The following is a 17,998-nucleotide window of genomic DNA, read 5'->3' as shown; positions in this document are numbered from 1 at the left end:
GGAGGCCGGCTCGGTTGGCGCCCCGCCGGAGCGGGGCGCCGCCGTAGCCGGCGCTACTCGGCCGACTTGGCTCGGCGGGAGCGTCGCCGCCCCCTGCCGGAAGTCTGGTTCGCCTGGTCGTCCTCCGTGGCGGGGACGTCATCAAGCGCACCGGTCACGGTATCACGGTTGGCGGAGTCATTGGCCGCCGAGACCTTCTCCGCCACCGCCTTTTCGATGGCCATCTTGCCCTGGGTGCCCCGCGGCTCCGGCTTGCCCTCGACCGGCTCGGTCGAGACGATCAGGCCACGCCCGTTGCAGCAGTCGCACGGCGTCGAGAAGGCCTCCAGCAGGCCCTGACCGACCCGCTTACGGGTCATCTGGACCAGACCGAGGGAGGTGACCTCGGCGACCTGGTGCTTGGTCCTGTCGCGGGCCAGGCACTCCAGCAGCCGCCGCAGCACAAGGTCGCGGTTGGACTCCAGGACCATGTCGATGAAGTCGATGACGATGATGCCGCCGATGTCACGCAGCCTGAGCTGGCGGACGATCTCCTCGGCCGCCTCCAGGTTGTTGCGGGTGACGGTCTCCTCGAGGTTGCCGCCCTGCCCGGTGAACTTGCCGGTGTTGACGTCGACGACGGTCATCGCCTCGGTGCGGTCGATCACCAGCGAGCCGCCCGACGGCAGCCACACCTTGCGCTCCAGCGCCTTGGCCAGCTGCTCGTCGATCCGGTAGGACTCGAAGACGTCGCCTTCCTCGTCCCAGCGCGTGAGCCGGTCGGCCAGGTGCGGCGCGACGTACTTCACGTACTCGTCGACGGTCTCCCACGCCTCCTCGCCCTGCACGACCAGCGAGGAGAAGTCCTCGTTGAAGACGTCGCGGACCACGCGGATGGTCAGGTCGGGCTCGGACGACAGCAGCTCCGGCGGGCTGGCGGACTTGGCCTTCTTCTGGATGGCCTCCCACTGCGCCGACAGCCTGGCCACGTCGCGCCCGAGCTCCTCCTCGGAGGCGCCCTCGGCGGCCGTGCGCACGATGACGCCGGCGTTCTCGGGCATGACCTTCTTCAGGATGCTCTTCAGCCGCGTGCGCTCCTTGTCGGGCAGCTTGCGGCTGATGCCGGTCATCGACCCGTCGGGCACGTAGACGAGGTAGCGGCCGGGCAGCGAGATCTGGCTGGTGAGCCGGGCGCCCTTGTGGCCGAGCGGGTCCTTGGTGACCTGCACCAGCACCGACTGGCCCGACTTGAGGGCGGCCTCGATGCGCTTGGGCTGGCCCTCCAGTCCGGCGGTGTCGAAGTTGACCTCACCGGCGTACAGGACGGCGTTGCGGCCCTTGCCGATGTCGACGAACGCCGCCTCCATCGACGGCAGCACGTTCTGCACCTTGCCGAGGTAGACGTTGCCCACGTAGGACTGGCTGGCCTCGCGGTTGACGTAGTGCTCGACGAGGATGCCGTCCTCGAGCACCGCGATCTGGGTGCGGCCGCCCTGCCGGCGCACCACCATCATCCTGTCGACGGACTCGCGCCGCGCCAGGAACTCCGACTCGGTGATGATCGGCGGCCTGCGGCGGCCCAGCTCGCGCCCCTCACGGCGGCGCTGCTTCTTGGCCTCCAGCCGGGTGGAGCCGCGCACGCTCTGCACGCCGTCGGCGGAGGTGTCGAGCGAGCTCGACCGGCCAGTGCGCGGGGCGCGGATGCGCACCACGGTGTTGGGCGGGTCGTCGCTGGCGGGCTCGGCGACCTCGTCGCCGCCCCTGCGCCGCCTGCGCCTGCGGCGACGGGACGTCGACTGCTCCTCCTCGTCGGCCGACGACTCCTCCGCCTCCTCGCCGCCGTCGGCGGCCTCCTCGTCCTCGTCGGACTCGTCGGCGTCGGCACCGTCCTCGTCGCGCTCGCGCGACTTGCCGCGGCCCCTGCCGCCCCTGCGCCGGCGCCTGCGCCTGCCGCCGGCGTCCTCCTGATCGTCGCCGTCGGTCTCGTCCTCGACCTCGTCGAGCTCCTCGGCCTGCTCCTCGTCGAACAGCGCCTCGGCCTCGTCGGCCGCCGGCTTCACCGGCTGCGGCGGCTCGACCCTGGCGGGCTGGGCCTGGCTCGGGTCGGGCGCCTGGAAGAGCGGCGTGAAGATCGCGGCCGGACGCTGGAAGGTCGTGTCGGGCTCCTGGACCGCCCTGGCCGACAGGCCGAACGGGTCGGCGAACAGCGCGGGCCTGGCGGCCGGCTCCTCGTCGAGGTCCTCGCCCGCGGGCTCGTCGTCGAGCGGCTCGCTCTCCGGCAGCGTCTCGATCAGCTCGGCGGCCACCGCGGCCTCGACGGGCGAGGCCGTCTCGACGGACGGCTCAACCTCGGCGGTCGGCTCGGGCTCCGGCTCGGCCTTCTTGCGGGTGCGGCGCCGCTTCGGGGCCTCTTCCGCCACCTGCTCGGCGGCGGTGTCGGCGCCGTCAGGCTCCGCGGCGGCGGCCTGCTCGGCCGCCTGCGCCTCCTCGGCTGCCTTCCTCGTCGTACGGCGGCGCGTGGTCGTGGCGGTCGACCGGGACCGGGTGGCCCGCTTCGGCGCGGGCGCCTCCTCCGCTCCGGCCTGCTCCGCCGCGGCCTGCTCGGCGGCCTGCCCCACGGCGGCCCGCGCGGCCTGAACCGCGCCCTCGAGCACGCCGGTCGGCACCTCGGCACCGGCGACCTCGGAGGAAGCCGGACCCTCGAGAGCCTCGTCAGCGGCGGCCGTGCCGTTGGCCCGCGCCGCGCTCGCCGGCGCGGAGGCCGGAAAACCGGTTGACGCCGCCCCCGACGGACCGGAAGCCTGCGTGGTGACGACTACCGTCGGAACGTCGTCGATCTCCTCCGGCGGCGGCCCCGCGGGCCTGCTCGCCGAGCGTCGGCGCTTCGGCGCGGCAGTCTGTTCTGTTGTTTCCCCGTCAGGGCCATGGGCCCCGGTGCCGGGCTCGTTGTCGAGCATGCGGGCGCTCTCCCGTCAGCCCCCGGGCGCGTCGCCGCGCCGCGCAGGAGCCCTCGTGTCTCGTTGTCCGTCCGCGCCTGCGACAGGCGCGGACGCCAAGTCCTGTCAGCGGTCGAGCCCTCCGGGCCCCGCCACCGTGCGGGGCTCGCAAAGCTCTCCCTTGCGGTGTGAGACGCGCAGCCGCCATGTCACGTTCGTGCCAGTGCGGCAGCTCACATCTCTCACCTGCCGTCGACGTGCGTGCCTGCCGGTCCCGCTGCGCCGCCGCGCGTCATGTCGCGGTCAAGGTCGAACGGGTCGGCGGGCTCACCGGTTACGGCGTCGAGCGGCCCCTGCGCCAGCCTGGTCACCTCGGGGGGGACCGGCGGCGCGAAGTCGGCCACCAGGCGCAGGCCCGTGAGCACGTCGTCGGGTCGAACGGCAGGAGTCACGTGCCGAACAACCATGCGCAGTATGACACACGACTGTCCTGGCACCTGAGCTGCAGTTCTTTCTGAAGCCAGTGTCAGCACCGCCTCGCGGGCGTCGAAGCGCCGCATCCCCTTCTTGGTGAGGCGTTCGACCTCGACGGTGCCCGCCGCGAGGAACTTCTCCACCGCCGCGCGCGCCAGCTCACTGTCGGCGCCCGGCAGCCGCAGCTCCCACGTCGAACCCTCCAGGCGGTCGGCGAGCGCTCCAGTACGCGCCTCGACGACGTCGATCACGTCGAGACCTGGAGGCAGCGAGGCGTCGAGATCCGCGCGGATCCTGCCGGGATCGCACGGCTCGGTCAGGCCGAGCTCGAGGTATTCGGCCTCGCTGGCGACGCCCGTCGGCGCCGCACCCGCGTAGGAGATCTTCGGATGGGGAGAGAATCCCGCGCTGAAGGCCACCGGAATGCCGGCACGGCGGACCGCCCTCTCGACGGCCCGCGAGATGTCGCGGTGGCTGGTGAAGCGCAGGCGTCCGCGCTTGGCGTAGCGCACGCGTAGGCGCTGCACCGTGGGCGCGGGCGCGGGCCCCTCGGGAACAGGCTTCAGAACGTCGTCTTCCTTCCCGTGTCAGAGTTTCTTCGTTTCAGGATAAGGCCGTCTCTATACCACAGTGAGCGGCAGCAGCTTGCGGCCCGTCGGGCCGATCTGGATCTCGGTGCCCATGGTCGGGCAGACACCGCAGTCGTAGCACGGCGTCCACCGGCAGTCCTCGACCTCCGCCTCGTTGACGGCGTCCTGCCAGTCCTGCCAGAGCCACTCCCTGTCGAGGCCGGCGTCGAGGTGGTCCCAAGGCAGGACCTCGTTCTCCTCGCGCTCGCGCGTGGTGTACCAGTCGACGTCGACGCCCGCCTTCTCCGCGGCGGTCATCCAGCGGTCGTAGGAGAAGTGCTCGCTCCAGCCGTCGAAGCGGCCGCCGTCCTCCCAGACGGCCCTGATGACCGCGCCGACCCTGCGGTCGCCGCGCGAGAGCAGCCCCTCCACGATCGAGGGCTTGCCGTCGTGGTAACGGTAGCCGATCGCCCTGCCGTACTCCCTGTCGCCACGCAGCGCCTCGCGCAGGGCCTTGAGCCGCCGGTCGACGGTCTCGTGGTCGGCCTGCCCGGCCCACTGGAACGGGGTGTGCGGCTTGGGCACGAACCCGCCGATGGAGACCGTGCAGCGGATGTCGCGCGAGCCGGTGGCCTCGCGGCCCGCCTTGATGACCTTCTTGGCCAGGTCGGCGATGCCGAGCACGTCCTCGTCCTGCTCGGTGGGCAGGCCGCACATGAAGTAGAGCTTCACCTGCCGCCAGCCCTGGCTGTAGGCCGTGCTGACGGTGCGGATCAGGTCTTCCTCGGTGACCATCTTGTTGATCACCTTGCGCATGCGCTCGGAACCGCCTTCGGGCGCGAAGGTCAGGCCCGAACGGCGGCCGTTGCGCGAGAACTCGTTGGCCAGGTCGATGTTGAAGGCGTCGACCCTGGTCGAGGGCAGCGACAGCGAGGTGTTGGTGCCCTCGTAACGGTCGGCCAGCCCCTTGGCGATGTCGGCGATCTCGGAGTGGTCGGCCGACGACAGCGACAGCAGGCCCACCTCGTTGAAGCCGGACTCGTTGATGCCGTTCTCGACCATGGCGCCGACGGTGGTGATCGACCGCTCGCGGACCGGGCGCGTGATCATGCCGGCCTGGCAGAACCTGCAGCCCCTGGTGCAGCCGCGGAAGATCTCCACGCTGAACCGCTCGTGCACCGTCTCGGCCAGCGGGACGAGCGGCTTCTTCGGATACGGCCACTCGTCGAGGTCCATGACGGTGTGCTTGTGCACCCGCCACGGCACGCTGCTCCGGTTGGGAGCCACACGCTTGATGCGGCCGTCGGGGTGGTACTCGACGTCGTAGAACTTCGGAACGTAGACACCGCCCGACTCGGCCAGCCGCATGAGCAGCTCGTCACGACCGCCGGGCCGTCCCTCCGCCTTCCACTCGCGCACGACCTCGCTGACGGCGATGGCGATCTGCTCGCCGTCGCCCAGCACGGCCGCGTCGAGGAAGTCGGCGATCGGCTCGGGGTTGAAGGCGGCGTGGCCGCCCGCCAGCACGATCGGGTCGTCGTCGCCGCGGTCGACCGACAGCAGCGGGATGCCGGCCAGGTCGAGCGCGGTCAGCATGTTGGTGTAGCCCAGCTCCGTGGCGAAGGACACGCCCAGCACGTCGAAGGCGCGCACGGGGCGGTGACCGTCCACGGTGAACTGCGGGACGCCCTGCTCGCGCATGAGCGCCTCGAGGTCCGGCCACACCGAGTAGGTGCGCTCGGCCAGCGTGTCGGGCAGCTCGTTGAGGATCTCGTAGAGGATGGCCACGCCTTGGTTGGGCAGGCCCACCTCGTAGGCGTCGGGATACATCAGGGCCCAGCGCACCGAGGCCTCGTCCCAGTCCTTCACCGTCGAGTTGAGCTCACCCCCGACGTACTGGATCGGCTTCTGCACCTTGGGCAGCAGCGCTTCCAGGCGTGGGAACAATGACTCGACAGACATAGCACCAAGGGTAATGGAGCGACAACACCACTGGGTCGGCCGCCGTCAGTACGCTCTCTCCCTGATCCTGATCGCCTGCAGCATCCCCACCGCGATCAGGTTGGCGAAGGTCGCGGTGCCACCGTAGGAGACGAACGGCAGCGGCAGCCCGGTGATCGGCATGATGCCGATGGTCATCCCGATGTTGACGAACGTCTGGAACCCGATCCAGCACACGATCGTGCCCGCCACCAGCGTGCCGAAGCGGTCGTCGCACTGCTTGGCGATGTGCAGGCCGCGCAGCAGCACCACCCCGAGCAGCGCGACGACCGTGACCGAGCCGAGGAAGCCGAACTCCTCGCCGGCGACCGTGAAGATGAAGTCGGTGTGCTGTTCGGGCACGAACCTGCCGTTCGTCTGCCCGCCCATGAACAGGCCCTTGCCGAAGAACTCGCCGGAGCCGATCGCGATCATCGACTGGGTGCTGTTGTAGCCGACGCCCCGGGGATCCACGCCCGGGTCGAGAAAGGCGGTGAAACGCGCCACCTGGTACGGCTCCAGCAGCTCGAAGAGCCACACGCACGCCCCGCCGGCCACGCCGCACAATGTCAGCAGAACCAGCCACCGCTTCCTGATGCCCGCGATGACCAGCACCGACGCGGTGATGACGGCCAGCACGAGCGTCGTGCCGAGGTCGGGCTGCAGCATCACCAGGCCCATCGTGCCCACCGCCAGCGCCAGCGAGAACGCCACGTCGAGCCCGCGCGGCCGATCGGTGCCCTCCGCGGGCTGGGCCAGCAGCATGGCCAGCATCAGCAGCAGCCCGACCTTGGCGAACTCCGAGGGCTGGATCGCGAACCCGCCGCCGAGCATGATCCACGAGTGGGAGCCGTTGACCGTCGTGCCCACGGGGGTGGCCACCAGCACCAGCCCGATCACCGTCACCAGGTAGGCCATCGGCGCGTAGGCCCGCAGCAGCCGGTGGTCGACCATCGACACGACCCCGCACATCACCGCCCCGAGCAGCAGGTTGAGCACGTGTTTCTTGACCAGCCCCGTCGCGCCCGGCGCCCACGTGCGGGTCGACGACCAGACCAGCAGGGTGCCGATCACGCCCAGCGCGGCCACCGCGACGAGCATGACCCAGTCGAGCCGCCACAGCGCCGACTGCGCGCCCACGGCGGCCAGCGCGAAGTGCCGGCGCGGCCTCAGCTGCGTGCGGGCCGTCATCGCGCCACCGTGCCGTCACTCTTGATCTTCGGCAGCACCCCGGTCGGCAGCTCGGGCCGCCCTCCCTTGGGCCGGTCCTTGTCTTTCGCCGCTTCCTTCGCCGGGTCCGTCACCGCGTCCGTCACCGCGTCCGTCACCGTGTCCTTCTTCTCGCCGTCCGCCGCCGAAGGGAAGCCGTAGATCCCCTCGTAGATCTCCCGTACGGCGGGCGCCGCGGTCGAGCCGCCCATGCCGCCCTGCGACACCATGACCACGACCACGAACCGGGGATTGGCGGTCGGCGCGAAGGAGGCGAACCACGAGGTGTCGGCCTTGCCCCAGACCTCGGCCGTACCCGTCTTGCCGCCGACCCGCACCTTGTCCATCGGGAACCCGGTGAAGGCGCCCGCCGCGGTGCCGTCGGAGGCGACCTGGCTGAGCGCGTTCTTGATGTAGGCGCGCTCCTTGGGGCTCAACGGCAACACGCCCCTGACCGGCACCTCGATCTTCTTCACCAGTGTGCCGTCGGGCCGTACCAGCGCCCAGCCGATCCTCGGGCTGCGCAGCTTGCCGTCGCTGACCAGCGCCGCGTAGGCGGTGGCCAGCTGCAGCGGCGTGACGAGCACGTCGCCCTGCCCGATGGAGAAGTTGGCGGCGTCGCCGGGCCTCAGCAGGTAGCCCTCCAGGCAGTTCTCGTAGGCCAGGCGCTTGAGGAAGGCGGCCCTGGCCCTGTCGGCCACCTCGGGGTAGCCGGTGCGGGCACGGCGGCAGTTGACGGCGCTGGTGGCCGCCCACATCTCCTTCTTCCAGGTCCGGTCGGGAATGCGGCCGGACGACTCGCCCGGCAGGTCGACACCCGTGGGCCGACCGAACCCGAACGATCGGGCCATCGCCGCGAACCGCTCCTTCGGCGGCTTCTTGGGCCGCAGCCCGCCGTCCTTGAGCCACTGCTCGTAGGCGGACTTGTAGAAGATCGTGTCGCACGAGCGCACCAGCGCGGTGTGCAGGGTCAGCGTGCCGAGCCCGATCCCGCGGAAGTTGTTGAACGCCCTGCTGCCGACCATGTACGAGCCTGGGCAGGAGTACTGGCCGTGCAACGGGTAGCCGGCGCGCAGCATCGCCGACACCGACGACACCTTGAACGTCGAGCCAGGCGCGAACTGGCCGTTGATCGCCCGCGACACCAGCGGCTTGCCCTCCTTGTCCGACAGCAACCGCTGGTACTCCTTCTCGGAGATCCCGCCCGTCCAGATGGCGGGGTCGTATCCGGGCGCGCTGGCCAGCGCGACCACCCTGCCGGAGCGCGCGTCGAGCACCACCCCCGCCGCCCCGTCGGCCTGGGGCGCCTTCTTCATCGCCCCGTCGATGGCCTTCTCCACGATGCCCTGGATCCGCGCGTCGATGCTGGTGATGAGGGTGTCGCCGGGAACGGGCGCCACCCGCTGCCGCACCCCGAGCGACTTGCCCATCCTGTCGACCTGGACCTTGCGCAGCCCGCTCTTGCCGCGCAGCGCCTCGTCGTAGACGTACTCCAGGCCGTCGCGGCCGACCACGTCGACGCCCGAGAACTCCGCCTTCAGCCCCTCGCGCTTCTCCAGCTCGTCCTCGGTGGCCGGCTGCAGGTAGCCGAGCATCTGCGCGCCCGCCTTCCCGCCCGGGTACTCCCTGACGGCCTGCACCTCCGCCGTCACACCGGGGAACTCCTCCTGCCGCTCCAGGATCTGCAGCGCCTCGCGGGTGGTGGCCTTCTGGTCGATCGGGATCGGACTGTACGGCGAGCCGGTCCAGCAGGGCCTGGTCACCTTGGGCCCGCACGGCTGGATGCGCTTCTCCAGCAGCCTGGCCGGCGTGCCGAGCACCTCCGACAGCCGTTGGAGCACCTTCGCGCCGCCGTCCTTCATCCTGGTCAGCGCCGTCCTGTCCACCGAGATGACCAGCGCCGTCCGGTTGCGGACCAGCGGGTGGCCCCAGGCGTCGAGGATCTGCCCGCGGACGGCGGGCACCACGACGTTCCTGTTCCTGGTCTCGTCGGCCGCGCTGACGAACTCCGCGCCGCGCATCATCTGGACCTGCCACAGCCGTACGGACAGCACCGCCAGCAGCGTGACGACGAGCACGTGGAGCACGAACAGCCTGGTGCGCATCCTGGTCATCACGCGTACCTCTCCGACCGGCCGGCGATGATCAGCCGGATGACCAGGGGCGCGAGGAGCAGCGAGTACAGCACGGTGACCGGCACCACCGAGGTGACCGAGGCGGCCGTGACCCGCGGGTCGCCGATCAGCCAGCCCACGGCGGCCGCCAGCAGCGGCGCCGCCAGCACGCACAGCATGACGGTCACCAGCGTGCCGCCCGGCCGGCGGCCCGCCACGTAGCCGACCAGCGCGTAGACGAAGGCGTACTGGCCGAGCACGTGCGCGGTCGGCGGCATCACGTCGATGAGGATCCCCGCGCAGAACCCGATGACCGCGCCCGTCACCGGCCCCCTGGCCAGCGCCAGCCCGATCACGACGAGCAGCACCAGATCAGGCCCGCCACCGGGCGGCAGCGGGAACCTGTTGACGACCGTGACCTGCACCAGCAGCGCCACGACGACCACCAGGATCGCGATCACCGCTCGCCCGCCAGCCTGGGCAGGACCACATCGCGCGGGTCACGCCGGGGCGCGGCCACCACCACCCCCACCGCGTCGAGCCCGCTGAGGTTGGCGAAGGGCCGCGCGTAGGCGATGCGGGTCAGCTCGCCGGGCGTCGCCTCCACCCGCTCGATCACCCCGATCGGCACCCCCGGCACGTACGGCACGCCGCGCTGCGAGCCGAAGCTGACGATCCTGGTGCCCGGCGTGAGGCGGGCGGTCGAGTCGAGCAGCCGGAACTGCACCAGCCTGCCGTACTCGCCGACGCCGTGGATGACGCCGATCTCGTTGTCGCCCTCCAGCCTGGCGCCCACCGACGAGGCGGGATCGCTCAGCAGCATGACGGTCGCGTTGTCCGCCGTGGCCCGTACCACCCGGCCCACCAGGCCGTCGCCGTTGATCACGGTCATCTCGGGCCGCACCCCGTCGCTGGTGCCGGCGTCGATCTCGACGGCGTCCTCGAAACCCGGGTGCCCCCTGCGGGCGACCACGGTGGCGGGGACGACCGTGTAGCCGCCCCGCTGCGCGGTGCCGAGCAGCCTGCGCAGCTCCGCCGAACGGGCCTTGTCGAGAGCGGCCGCCACCAGGCCGGCGCGAAGCTCGGCGTTCTGCGCCTCCAGCTCCTTGATCCGCCGACGGGCTCCCGGAGCGCCGGCCAGCGCCCCCACGAACTCGCTGACCGGTGTCACGACCCCGGCCACGAGCCGCTCCGCCCCGCCGAACAGCGACGAGCCGACTCCGCGCAGCAGGGCGAACGGCGAGCTGCCGCCCGCGCGGTGGTCGACGGTCAGCACGACCAGCGCCACGGTCAGCAGCAGCCCGAGGATGAGCCGGGCACGGCGCGTGTCCCTCATCTCAGTGACGTGGTTCCGGGACCAGCACCGAGTGAAGCGCCTCGAACTCCTCCACGCACTTGCCCGAACCGAGCGCCACGGAGTCGAGGGGGTTCTCCACCATGTGGACGGGCATGCCGGTCTCGTCCCTCAGCCGCTCGTCCAGGCCCTTGAGCAGGGCGCCGCCGCCGGTGAGCGCGATGCCGCGGTCCATCAGGTCGCCCGACAGCTCGGGCGGGCACTTGTCGAGCGTGGTCTTGACCGCGTCGATGATGGTGTTGACCTGCTCCCTGATCGCCCTCCTGATCTCCTCGGCCGAGACCACGATCGTCTTGGGCAGCCCGCTCACCAGGTCGCGGCCCCTGATCTCGGCGTTGAACTCATCGTCGGAGGCGCAGGCCGAGCCGATGGCCATCTTGATCTCCTCGGCGGTGCGCTCGCCGAGCATCAGGGAGTACTCCTTCTTCGCGAAGGTGATCACCGCCTGGTCGAGCTCGTCGCCGCCGACCCTGATCGACTGGCTGGTCACCACGCCGCCCATCGAGATGATGGCCACCTCGGTGGTGCCGCCGCCGATGTCGACGACCATGTTGCCGGTCGGCTCGTGGACGGGCAGCCCGGCTCCGATCGCGGCGGCCATGGGCTCCTCGACGATGTAGACCTTGCGCGCGCCCGCCTGGTAGCCGGCCTCCTTGACCGCCCGCTGCTCCACCCCGGTGATGCCGCTGGGCACCGCGATGATGATGCGCGGCTTGGCGAAGTGGCGGCGCTTGTGGACGCGCTGGATGAAGTAGCGCAGCATCCGCTCCGTCACGTCGAAGTCGGCGATCACCCCGTCCTTGAGGGGGCGCACGGCCACGATGTTGCCGGGGGTGCGGCCGATCATGCGCTTGGCCTCGATACCCACGGCGACGATCTTGCCGGTCGTGGTATTGATGGCGACGACGGACGGCTCGTTGAGCACGATGCCGCGGCCACGCACGTAGACCAACGTGTTGGCGGTACCGAGATCGACCGCCATGTCACGGCCGAGAAAGGCGAGCCTGCTGCTCATGGGGAGCCCCGTAACGTCGTCGCGAATAATTACGGATCGCATTTGAATCGTAACGTGACGTACCCGCATGTGAGCGCAATGAGCCCGGGTGGCCCTCAAAAATCTTCTCGCCTCCCCCTCACCACCCGTTTGCCCGCAAACCTGCACCACGTCAGACCCGGTGTTCACGGATCCTCGGGGCAGGCGCGTCGAGATCATCGAGCGCGCCGCCCGACGTGCGGATTGACCTGATTTGTCAGGGTTTCTCGGTGGGGTGATTTGCCCCTTTCGTCACAGACTGGAGGGCAAAGGAAAGGCAAAGCCGGGGGACACGGAGATCGTCTCGGGGGTCCGTGACGGCGGCCCGCCGGCGGCTCCCGAGAAGCGTCCCCTGGACGGGCGCCGACCGGTGAACACGAAGGCGCCCGGGGCGGCTTGCCGTACGGGATGGGACCCGATGAAGCCGCCCCTCACCCCACGAAACGGCGCCTCCATGCAGGACCGGCGCGGGACGCCGCGCCCGGCCCACCCGCGGACAGCGCCTCCGTGCACGACCGGCGCGAGACGCCGCCCGAGACGATCGGCGACCGGCAGAGCGGACGGGAAACGGCACCGCCGCCCCGTGAAGGAGGCGACGTCCTTCAAGAGACCGTCAACACCTTCAAGGAGCCGTCAAACCCGCAGGCCACCGGACGTTCAGCTGCCGTCGATGACCGTTCGAGGCTCATGGAGCGTCGAACTCCCAACGGGGCGTCAAACGCCGGACGCCGGCCCCGCGGTGGTGCGGGGCCGGCGTCTGGGACGGAACCTCAGAAGCGGTCCGGGAAGAAGATCTTGATCTCGCGCGCGGCCGACTCGGGCGAGTCGGAGCCGTGGACGACGTTCTCGCCGATCTCCAGCGCGTGGTCGCCACGGATGGTGCCGGGAGCCGACTTGACCGGGTCGGTCAGACCGGCCAGCGAGCGGAAGGCCTCGATCGCGCGGGGGCCCTCGACCACCAGCGCGACCAGCGGCGCGGAGGTGATGAACTCCACCAGCTCGCCGAAGAACGGCCGCTCGGCGTGCTCGGCGTAGTGGGCCTTGGCGGTCTCGGCGTCGAGCTGGCGCAGCTCCATGGCCACGATCTTGAGGCCCTTGCGCTCGATGCGAGCGATCACGTCACCGATGAGGCCGCGCTTCACCCCGTCGGGCTTGATCAGGACAAGAGTGCGCTCGGACACTGGTGGTTCTCCTTTGAACTGGATGTCTTGGTCGCGAAATGCGGCGAACGCGCGAAGCTTACCGCCCTCTCACGAATTCCCCGTGCTCGACGACACTCACCTAGTCGTCGGCGGCGTCTTCCGGGGACTGCGCGGGCGGCGGGACGACCGGCATCGGCCCCGTCCCCTCGCCCGGCCCTTCCGCTGAAACACCCCTGCCGGCGGGAACCTCGCCCGACGGCCGCGGGTCGCGCGCGCCACCCGCGGACAGCCCGTCGGTCACCCCGCTCCCGGGCGCGCCGCCATCGCCCATCGCCCGGCCACGCGCACCACCGTCGCCGGCCGCTCGACCACCAGCCCCGCCGTCGCCGGCCGCTCGGCCCGCAGCCTCGCCCTCGGCGGTCGATCGGCCAGCCGCACCGCCGGCGCCGGGCGACCGACCTGCAGCGCCGCCGTCGCCGGTCGACAGGGTGGGAGCGCCACCTGGCGTGCCGGGCGCGGGCTGCCCCGGCGACGCCGACGATCCAGGCGAGCCGTCCGCGCGCCGGGCCGCGGTGCTCTCATCGGCGACGGCCCCGGCCCGTGAAGCCATCCTCCGGTCCTGCGCGGCGGTCACCCTGGGAACCTCGCCTGTCGGCGTGTCCTCGTCCGGCACCCTCTCACCACGCTCCGCCGACAACCACGCCCTGCCGCCGCGTTCGGCGGACGCCTCTCGCGCCGCCTCCAAGCCGATCGGCGCCTCTCGCGCCGCCTCCAAGCCGGCCGGTGCCTCTCGCGCCGTCTCGAAGCCGTCCGACGTCTCCTGACCCGGCCGGGGCCCGCCTGACGCCTCCCGGCCTGTTTCGCGCTCGATCGGCGTCTGCCGGCTCGCCCATGTGGCCGACGTCCCGGCGGGTTCCTCCGGCGCGATGCCGTCGCCCGCCACCGGGAACTCAGCGGCCCGCTCCCGTGCCGTCCTCGCCGCCCACGGCCCCCGCAGGTCCGGCGAGGACCCAGAGAGGCCGTCGGCGGCGGCAGCCGTACCCACGAGGTCTCCAGGAGCCCCGCAGGGGGTCTCCTCGTCATCTCCGGCGGCAGCGGCGGCACGGGCGGCCGAGCGCCGCCCCAGCAGCGCCGCGAGCACGATGACCGCCACCACCAGGAACCCGCCGATCAACGCCCACAGATGCAGCGCCTCCACGAACCTGTCCACCAGCTGCTGGGCCGACTGCGGCCTGCCGAGCAGCACCATCTGCACGCCGGTGCCGAGCAGGTATCCGGCCAGCACCCCGGGGAAGCACAGCGACAGCCCGTAGAGCGCCGCCCCCGGCCCCGACATGCGCAGCGCCGCGGTCAGCGCCACGGCCGCGCCCAGGGCCAGCAGCGCGAACGGCACGACCAGCAGGAAACCGTCGCTGGCCGGCACCATGAGCCGCACCGCGCACAGCCCCACCACGATCGTGACCAGGCCCGCCCTCGACAGCCACGGCATCGCCGCCCTGTCGAGCACGCCGACGGCCAGCGCCGCGCCCGCGCCCAGGACCGCGCAGATGACGAAGGGCAGCCACAGGCCGCTCAGCCCGGGCCCGCCGACCCCGCCCAGCTCCATGTAGGTGACCTGGGCGGCCGTCGGCAGCACCACGACGCCCACCGCGAACATGGCGTAGGCAAGAGCGCGCCCGGCCGGACCTTCGAACGTGCCGATCGAGGCCAGCGTCAGCAACGCCGCGATCGAGAACAGCGCCGCCAGGATGACCAGCCCCGCCGGCCAGCCGAAGGTGGTGCCGACCGCCAGCACCGCCAGCCCCGCCGCGGGCACGGCCGTCAGCGTCAACCTGCTGCGTTCGGCCGCGCGCGGCCCGGGGGTGCCCGTGGCGCCCATGACCACGCCGAGAGCGAGGTAGACGGCCGCCAGGCCGAGCGCGATGCCGGTCAGCAGCGGGTACGGCTGCAGCGTGACCCGCCAGTGGCGCGCGGCGTCGAGCGGCCAGAGCGCCAGCGCCTGGGCGGCGAGGAGGCTGACGGCGAGCATGCCCGTCCAGAGCGCCCGCAGCAGCGGCGCCCGCTCCCAGGCGGCCATCAGCAGGGCGGGGACCAGCAGGCCCGCGCCGATGCCGTGGACCACCCGCAGCAGCCCCACGAGGAGCGCCGAGCCGGCGAAACCGCCAGCCGCGTCGGCCAGGGCCAGCACCGCCAGCCCCGTGAGCAGGATCGGCGCGGCCTTCATCCGCTGCACCAGCACCGATGCCAGCGGCACGGTCAGCATCATCGCCGGCAGCGCCAGCCCGTGCGCCCTGATCAGCTCGAGCCTGTCGAACTCCGGCGGCAGCAGTGCCGCGACGAGGGACACGGTGTTGGGGATCGCGAGGATCGCCAGGGGCAGCGCGGCGACGATCAGTAGCCCGAGTGTCACGTCGAGCAGCCAGGAGAACCTGGCGCCTGCGGCGGGTCCCTCGAGGCCGACGGCCTGGGACCGCTCGATGGGGGGGTCGATGGGGGGGACGGCCATGTTGGCCGACTTTAGCGGGAAGTCACGCCCTCGACACGGCGAGCGACGAATATCGCTGTGATCCACAGTGCCGCGAAGATCGCCCCGAGGAAGAACATCATGGGCACGAGGAACCCGGTGGCGATCGCCAGCACCTGCACGAGGCTGCCGATGACGTAGCCGACAGGCCGTTTGAGCAGGCCTGCCGCCACCACGCACAGGACGGCCAGGCCGATGCCGACCGTCACCGCCACCGCCACCGGGACCTGCTGGATCTTGATGGCCACGGGCGTGATGAGCGCGACCACGATCGCCTGCATGCCGAGCACGCTCGCGCCGAGGCGGCGCATGCCGGGTGTCACCTCGAAGTTCATGGCTGGTCCACCTTCAGCAGCAGGCGCGCGTCGCCCGCGGTCACGACGGAGCCGGTGATGAGGACTCCCGTGCCGCTGAACTCGCCCTCGGCGTCGGCGATGGCGAGCCCCCTGTCGATGGCGTCGTCGAGCCGCCCGACGACGTGCACGCGGTCCTCGCCGAACAGCCCGGCGGCCAGCTCGCCCAGCTCGTCGGCGGGCATCGAGCGCGGCGAGGAGTTACGGGTGACGACGATCTGGTCGAGCACCGGCTCCAGCAGCTCGAGCAGTCCGCTGACGTCCTTGTCCGCCATGACGGCCACCACGCCGATCACCTTGGCGAAGTCGAAGGCCTCATGCAGCCCGTCGAGCGTGGCCGTCATGCCGCCGGTGTTGTGGGCGGCGTCGAGGACGACCGTGGGGCTTCTGCGCACGACCTCCAGGCGGCCCGGAGAGGCGGCCTGGGCGAAGCCCTGCCGGACGAGTTCGATGTCGAGCGGGTCGTCGCCGCCGGTCATCGCCTCGACGGCGGCCAGCGCGCAGGCGGCGTTGCTCGCCTGGTGCGCGCCGTACAGCGGGAGGTAGACGTCCTCGTAGACGCCCTTGAGGCCGCGCAGGGTGAGCAGCTGGCCGCCCATCGCGACCTCGCGGCTCAGCACGCCGAACTCGAGCCCCTCACGCGCGACCACCGCGCCCACCTCGACGGCCTTGTGCATGAGCACCTCGGCCGCCTCCAGCTCCTGCTGGGCGAGGATCGTGGTGGCGCCCGCCTTGATGATGCCCGCCTTCTCGGCGGCGATGGACGGGATGTCCGGGCCCAGCCGGTCGGTGTGGTCGAGCGAGATCGGCGTGATCACGGACACGACGGGGTCCATGACGTTCGTCGCGTCCCACGTGCCGCCCATCCCCGTCTCGATCACCGCCACGTCGACGGGCGTGTCGGCGAACGCCGCGAACGCCATCGCCGTGAGCAGCTCGAAGAACTGGATGCGCCGGCCCCTGGTGTCGTTCAGCTCGACGTAGGGCGCGATCTCCTCGTAGACGGCCGCGAACCGCTCCTCGCTGAGCGGCTCGCCGTCCACGACGATCCGCTCCCGCATGGAGACCAGATGCGGGCTCGTGAAACGCCCGACGCGCAGGTTGCGCTCCCGCAGCAGGGCCTCGGTCAGCCGGGCCGTGCTCGTCTTGCCGTTCGTCCCGGCGATGTGCACGACGGGGAAGGCCCGCTGCGGTGAGCCGAGAAGGTCCAGAAGGGCCACGATTCTGTCGAGCGTCGGCTCGAAGTCCCATTCGACGCCGCGTTCCATGATGGCCCGCTCAACCGCACGATAATCCACCCCACAACCCTATCCGCTCGTACGGCAGGCCCTTCCATAACGTCGGTCGTATGCACGTTTGGAGGGTAGGCCGCTCCACCCCGGCGTTGCGATTCTTGGGCCATGGAAGGCGAAGGAATCACCCGCAAAACCGTGTTGAAGGCGGCGCTGCTGGCCGCCCCGCTCCCCTTGGTGGTCAACCAGGCCCATGCCATGGCCGGATCGCCCCCGGCTCTCACCCCGTCCTGCGACGACGGCGACGGCCCGACACCCCCGCAGACCGAAGGTCCCTACTTCAAGCCGAACTCCCCGCGCCGCTCGGTCTTACCGGGTTCGGGCACCGCCCTGACCGTCAGCGGCTACGTCTTCGGCCTCAGCTGCCAGCCCCTGGCCAACGTCCTCATGGACTTCTGGCAGGCCGACGCCCAGGGCGCCTACGACAACGTCGGGTACAACCTGCGCGGTCACCAGTTCACCGACGCCCAGGGGGCGTTCAGGCTGACGACCATCGTCCCCGGCCTCTATCCCGGCAGGACCAGGCACCTGCACGTCAAGCTGCAGGCACCGAACCGTCCCGTCCTCACCACCCAGCTCTACTTCCCTGGCGAGCCGCGCAACAACACCGACACCATCTTCAACCCCGCCCTGCTCATGAACGTGCCGCAGCCGGGCACCGCCACGTTCGACTTCGTCCTGAACGTGCCGGGCGCCCCGCCGACGTCACCGCCGCCCGGAAGCGGCACCTGGCGCGCCGGCACCACCTACCCCGCCGGAGCCCAGGTCCAGTACGGCGGGCGAACGTATCGCTGTCTCCAGCCGCACACCGCGCAGGTCGGTTGGGAACCGCCCAACACGCCGGCCCTCTGGCAACCCGTGTGACCTTTTGGCGATGAGGCGTCGACTTATCTGGGAAAGCGCATACCAGAGAAGTCCGACAGGCGTGCGGGAACGTTCCGGCACGCCCTCGAAACAGCCCGGAAAAGCAGAAAGGGCCACCCCAACCGGGATGGCCCTTACCGTAAAGATTGCGCGGCGGCGACCTACTCTCCCACAC

General features: G+C 71.2%; 13 protein-coding genes. 1 reads left to right on the top strand and 12 read right to left on the bottom strand.

Features of this window, described 5'->3' with window-relative positions:
- Nucleotides 1-53 precede the first annotated feature (53 nt).
- From ABZX22_RS32320 to ABZX22_RS32265, 12 genes are all read right to left on the bottom strand, one after another.
- On the bottom strand, nt 54-2,936 hold the full coding sequence (locus tag ABZX22_RS32320) for an Rne/Rng family ribonuclease (RefSeq protein ID WP_354916377.1): 2,883 nt from the start codon (nt 2,934-2,936) through the stop codon (nt 54-56).
- 221 nt (nt 2,937-3,157) lie between these two features.
- Nucleotides 3,158-3,901: a TIGR03936 family radical SAM-associated protein gene (locus ABZX22_RS32315; protein WP_354916374.1), complete on the bottom strand. Its 744-nt coding sequence runs from the start codon at nt 3,899-3,901 to the stop codon at nt 3,158-3,160.
- A gap of 108 nt (nt 3,902-4,009) precedes the next feature.
- Nucleotides 4,010-5,920, bottom strand: coding sequence for a TIGR03960 family B12-binding radical SAM protein (locus ABZX22_RS32310; protein WP_354916372.1), 1,911 nt, complete (start codon nt 5,918-5,920; stop codon nt 4,010-4,012).
- A 45-nt stretch (nt 5,921-5,965) separates the two neighbouring features.
- Nucleotides 5,966-7,129: a rod shape-determining protein RodA gene (rodA, locus tag ABZX22_RS32305; protein WP_354916369.1), complete on the bottom strand. Its 1,164-nt coding sequence runs from the start codon at nt 7,127-7,129 to the stop codon at nt 5,966-5,968.
- On the bottom strand, nt 7,126-9,261 hold the full coding sequence (mrdA, locus tag ABZX22_RS32300) for a penicillin-binding protein 2 (RefSeq protein ID WP_354916367.1): 2,136 nt from the start codon (nt 9,259-9,261) through the stop codon (nt 7,126-7,128). The genes rodA and mrdA overlap by 4 nt, the downstream gene beginning before the upstream one ends.
- Complete coding sequence (gene mreD, locus ABZX22_RS32295; protein WP_354916364.1) at nt 9,261-9,722, bottom strand: rod shape-determining protein MreD; 462 nt, start codon at nt 9,720-9,722, stop codon at nt 9,261-9,263. The genes mrdA and mreD overlap by 1 nt, the downstream gene beginning before the upstream one ends.
- Entirely contained in the window at nt 9,719-10,597 is an 879-nt protein-coding gene (gene mreC / locus ABZX22_RS32290; RefSeq protein WP_354916361.1) for a rod shape-determining protein MreC, read from the bottom strand. The genes mreD and mreC overlap by 4 nt, the downstream gene beginning before the upstream one ends.
- A 1-nt stretch (nt 10,598) precedes the next feature.
- Complete coding sequence (locus tag ABZX22_RS32285) at nt 10,599-11,630, bottom strand: rod shape-determining protein (RefSeq protein ID WP_354916358.1); 1,032 nt, start codon at nt 11,628-11,630, stop codon at nt 10,599-10,601.
- Nucleotides 11,631-12,418: 788 nt separating this feature from the next.
- Entirely contained in the window at nt 12,419-12,829 is a 411-nt protein-coding gene (ndk, locus tag ABZX22_RS32280) for a nucleoside-diphosphate kinase (RefSeq protein WP_354916355.1), read from the bottom strand.
- 100 nt (nt 12,830-12,929) lie between these two features.
- A complete protein-coding gene (locus ABZX22_RS32275; protein ID WP_354916352.1) occupies nt 12,930-15,296 on the bottom strand; it encodes a hypothetical protein in 2,367 nt (788 codons plus the stop codon).
- An 11-nt stretch (nt 15,297-15,307) separates the two neighbouring features.
- Nucleotides 15,308-15,649, bottom strand: a complete 342-nt coding sequence (locus ABZX22_RS32270; RefSeq protein ID WP_354916349.1) for a DUF4233 domain-containing protein — start codon at nt 15,647-15,649, stop codon at nt 15,308-15,310.
- Nucleotides 15,646-16,935: a folylpolyglutamate synthase/dihydrofolate synthase family protein gene (locus ABZX22_RS32265; protein ID WP_354916700.1), complete on the bottom strand. Its 1,290-nt coding sequence runs from the start codon at nt 16,933-16,935 to the stop codon at nt 15,646-15,648. The genes ABZX22_RS32270 and ABZX22_RS32265 overlap by 4 nt, the downstream gene beginning before the upstream one ends.
- Before the next feature lie 132 nt (nt 16,936-17,067).
- On the opposite strand from ABZX22_RS32265, the gene ABZX22_RS32260 reads away from it, so the two are divergent.
- Nucleotides 17,068-17,823, top strand: coding sequence for a carbohydrate-binding protein (locus ABZX22_RS32260; protein WP_354916346.1), 756 nt, complete (start codon nt 17,068-17,070; stop codon nt 17,821-17,823).
- Nucleotides 17,824-17,998: the final 175 nt, after the last annotated feature.

This window comes from Nonomuraea sp. NPDC003804 (assembly GCF_040610675.1).
Lineage (GTDB): Bacteria > Actinomycetota > Actinomycetes > Streptosporangiales > Streptosporangiaceae > Nonomuraea.
The sequence above is the reverse complement of the archived record's forward strand: the minus strand, read 5'-3'. Positions and strand labels throughout refer to the sequence as shown.

Excerpts from the sequence above, each read along its gene's own strand:
- mreC (WP_354916361.1), bottom strand. The coding sequence starts at position 10,597 with ATGAGGGACACGCGCCGTGCCCGGCTCATCCTCGGGCTGCTGCTGACC.
- ABZX22_RS32310 (WP_354916372.1), bottom strand. The coding sequence starts at position 5,920 with ATGTCTGTCGAGTCATTGTTCCCACGCCTGGAAGCGCTGCTGCCCAAG.
- mrdA (WP_354916367.1), bottom strand. The coding sequence starts at position 9,261 with ATGACCAGGATGCGCACCAGGCTGTTCGTGCTCCACGTGCTCGTCGTC.
- ABZX22_RS32285 (WP_354916358.1), bottom strand. The coding sequence starts at position 11,630 with ATGAGCAGCAGGCTCGCCTTTCTCGGCCGTGACATGGCGGTCGATCTC.
- ABZX22_RS32320 (WP_354916377.1), bottom strand. The coding sequence starts at position 2,936 with ATGCTCGACAACGAGCCCGGCACCGGGGCCCATGGCCCTGACGGGGAA.
- ABZX22_RS32265 (WP_354916700.1), bottom strand. The coding sequence starts at position 16,935 with ATGGAACGCGGCGTCGAATGGGACTTCGAGCCGACGCTCGACAGAATC.
- ABZX22_RS32270 (WP_354916349.1), bottom strand. The coding sequence starts at position 15,649 with ATGAACTTCGAGGTGACACCCGGCATGCGCCGCCTCGGCGCGAGCGTG.
- ABZX22_RS32260 (WP_354916346.1), top strand. The coding sequence starts at position 17,068 with ATGGAAGGCGAAGGAATCACCCGCAAAACCGTGTTGAAGGCGGCGCTG.
- ABZX22_RS32275 (WP_354916352.1), bottom strand. The coding sequence starts at position 15,296 with ATGGCCGTCCCCCCCATCGACCCCCCCATCGAGCGGTCCCAGGCCGTC.
- rodA (WP_354916369.1), bottom strand. The coding sequence starts at position 7,129 with ATGACGGCCCGCACGCAGCTGAGGCCGCGCCGGCACTTCGCGCTGGCC.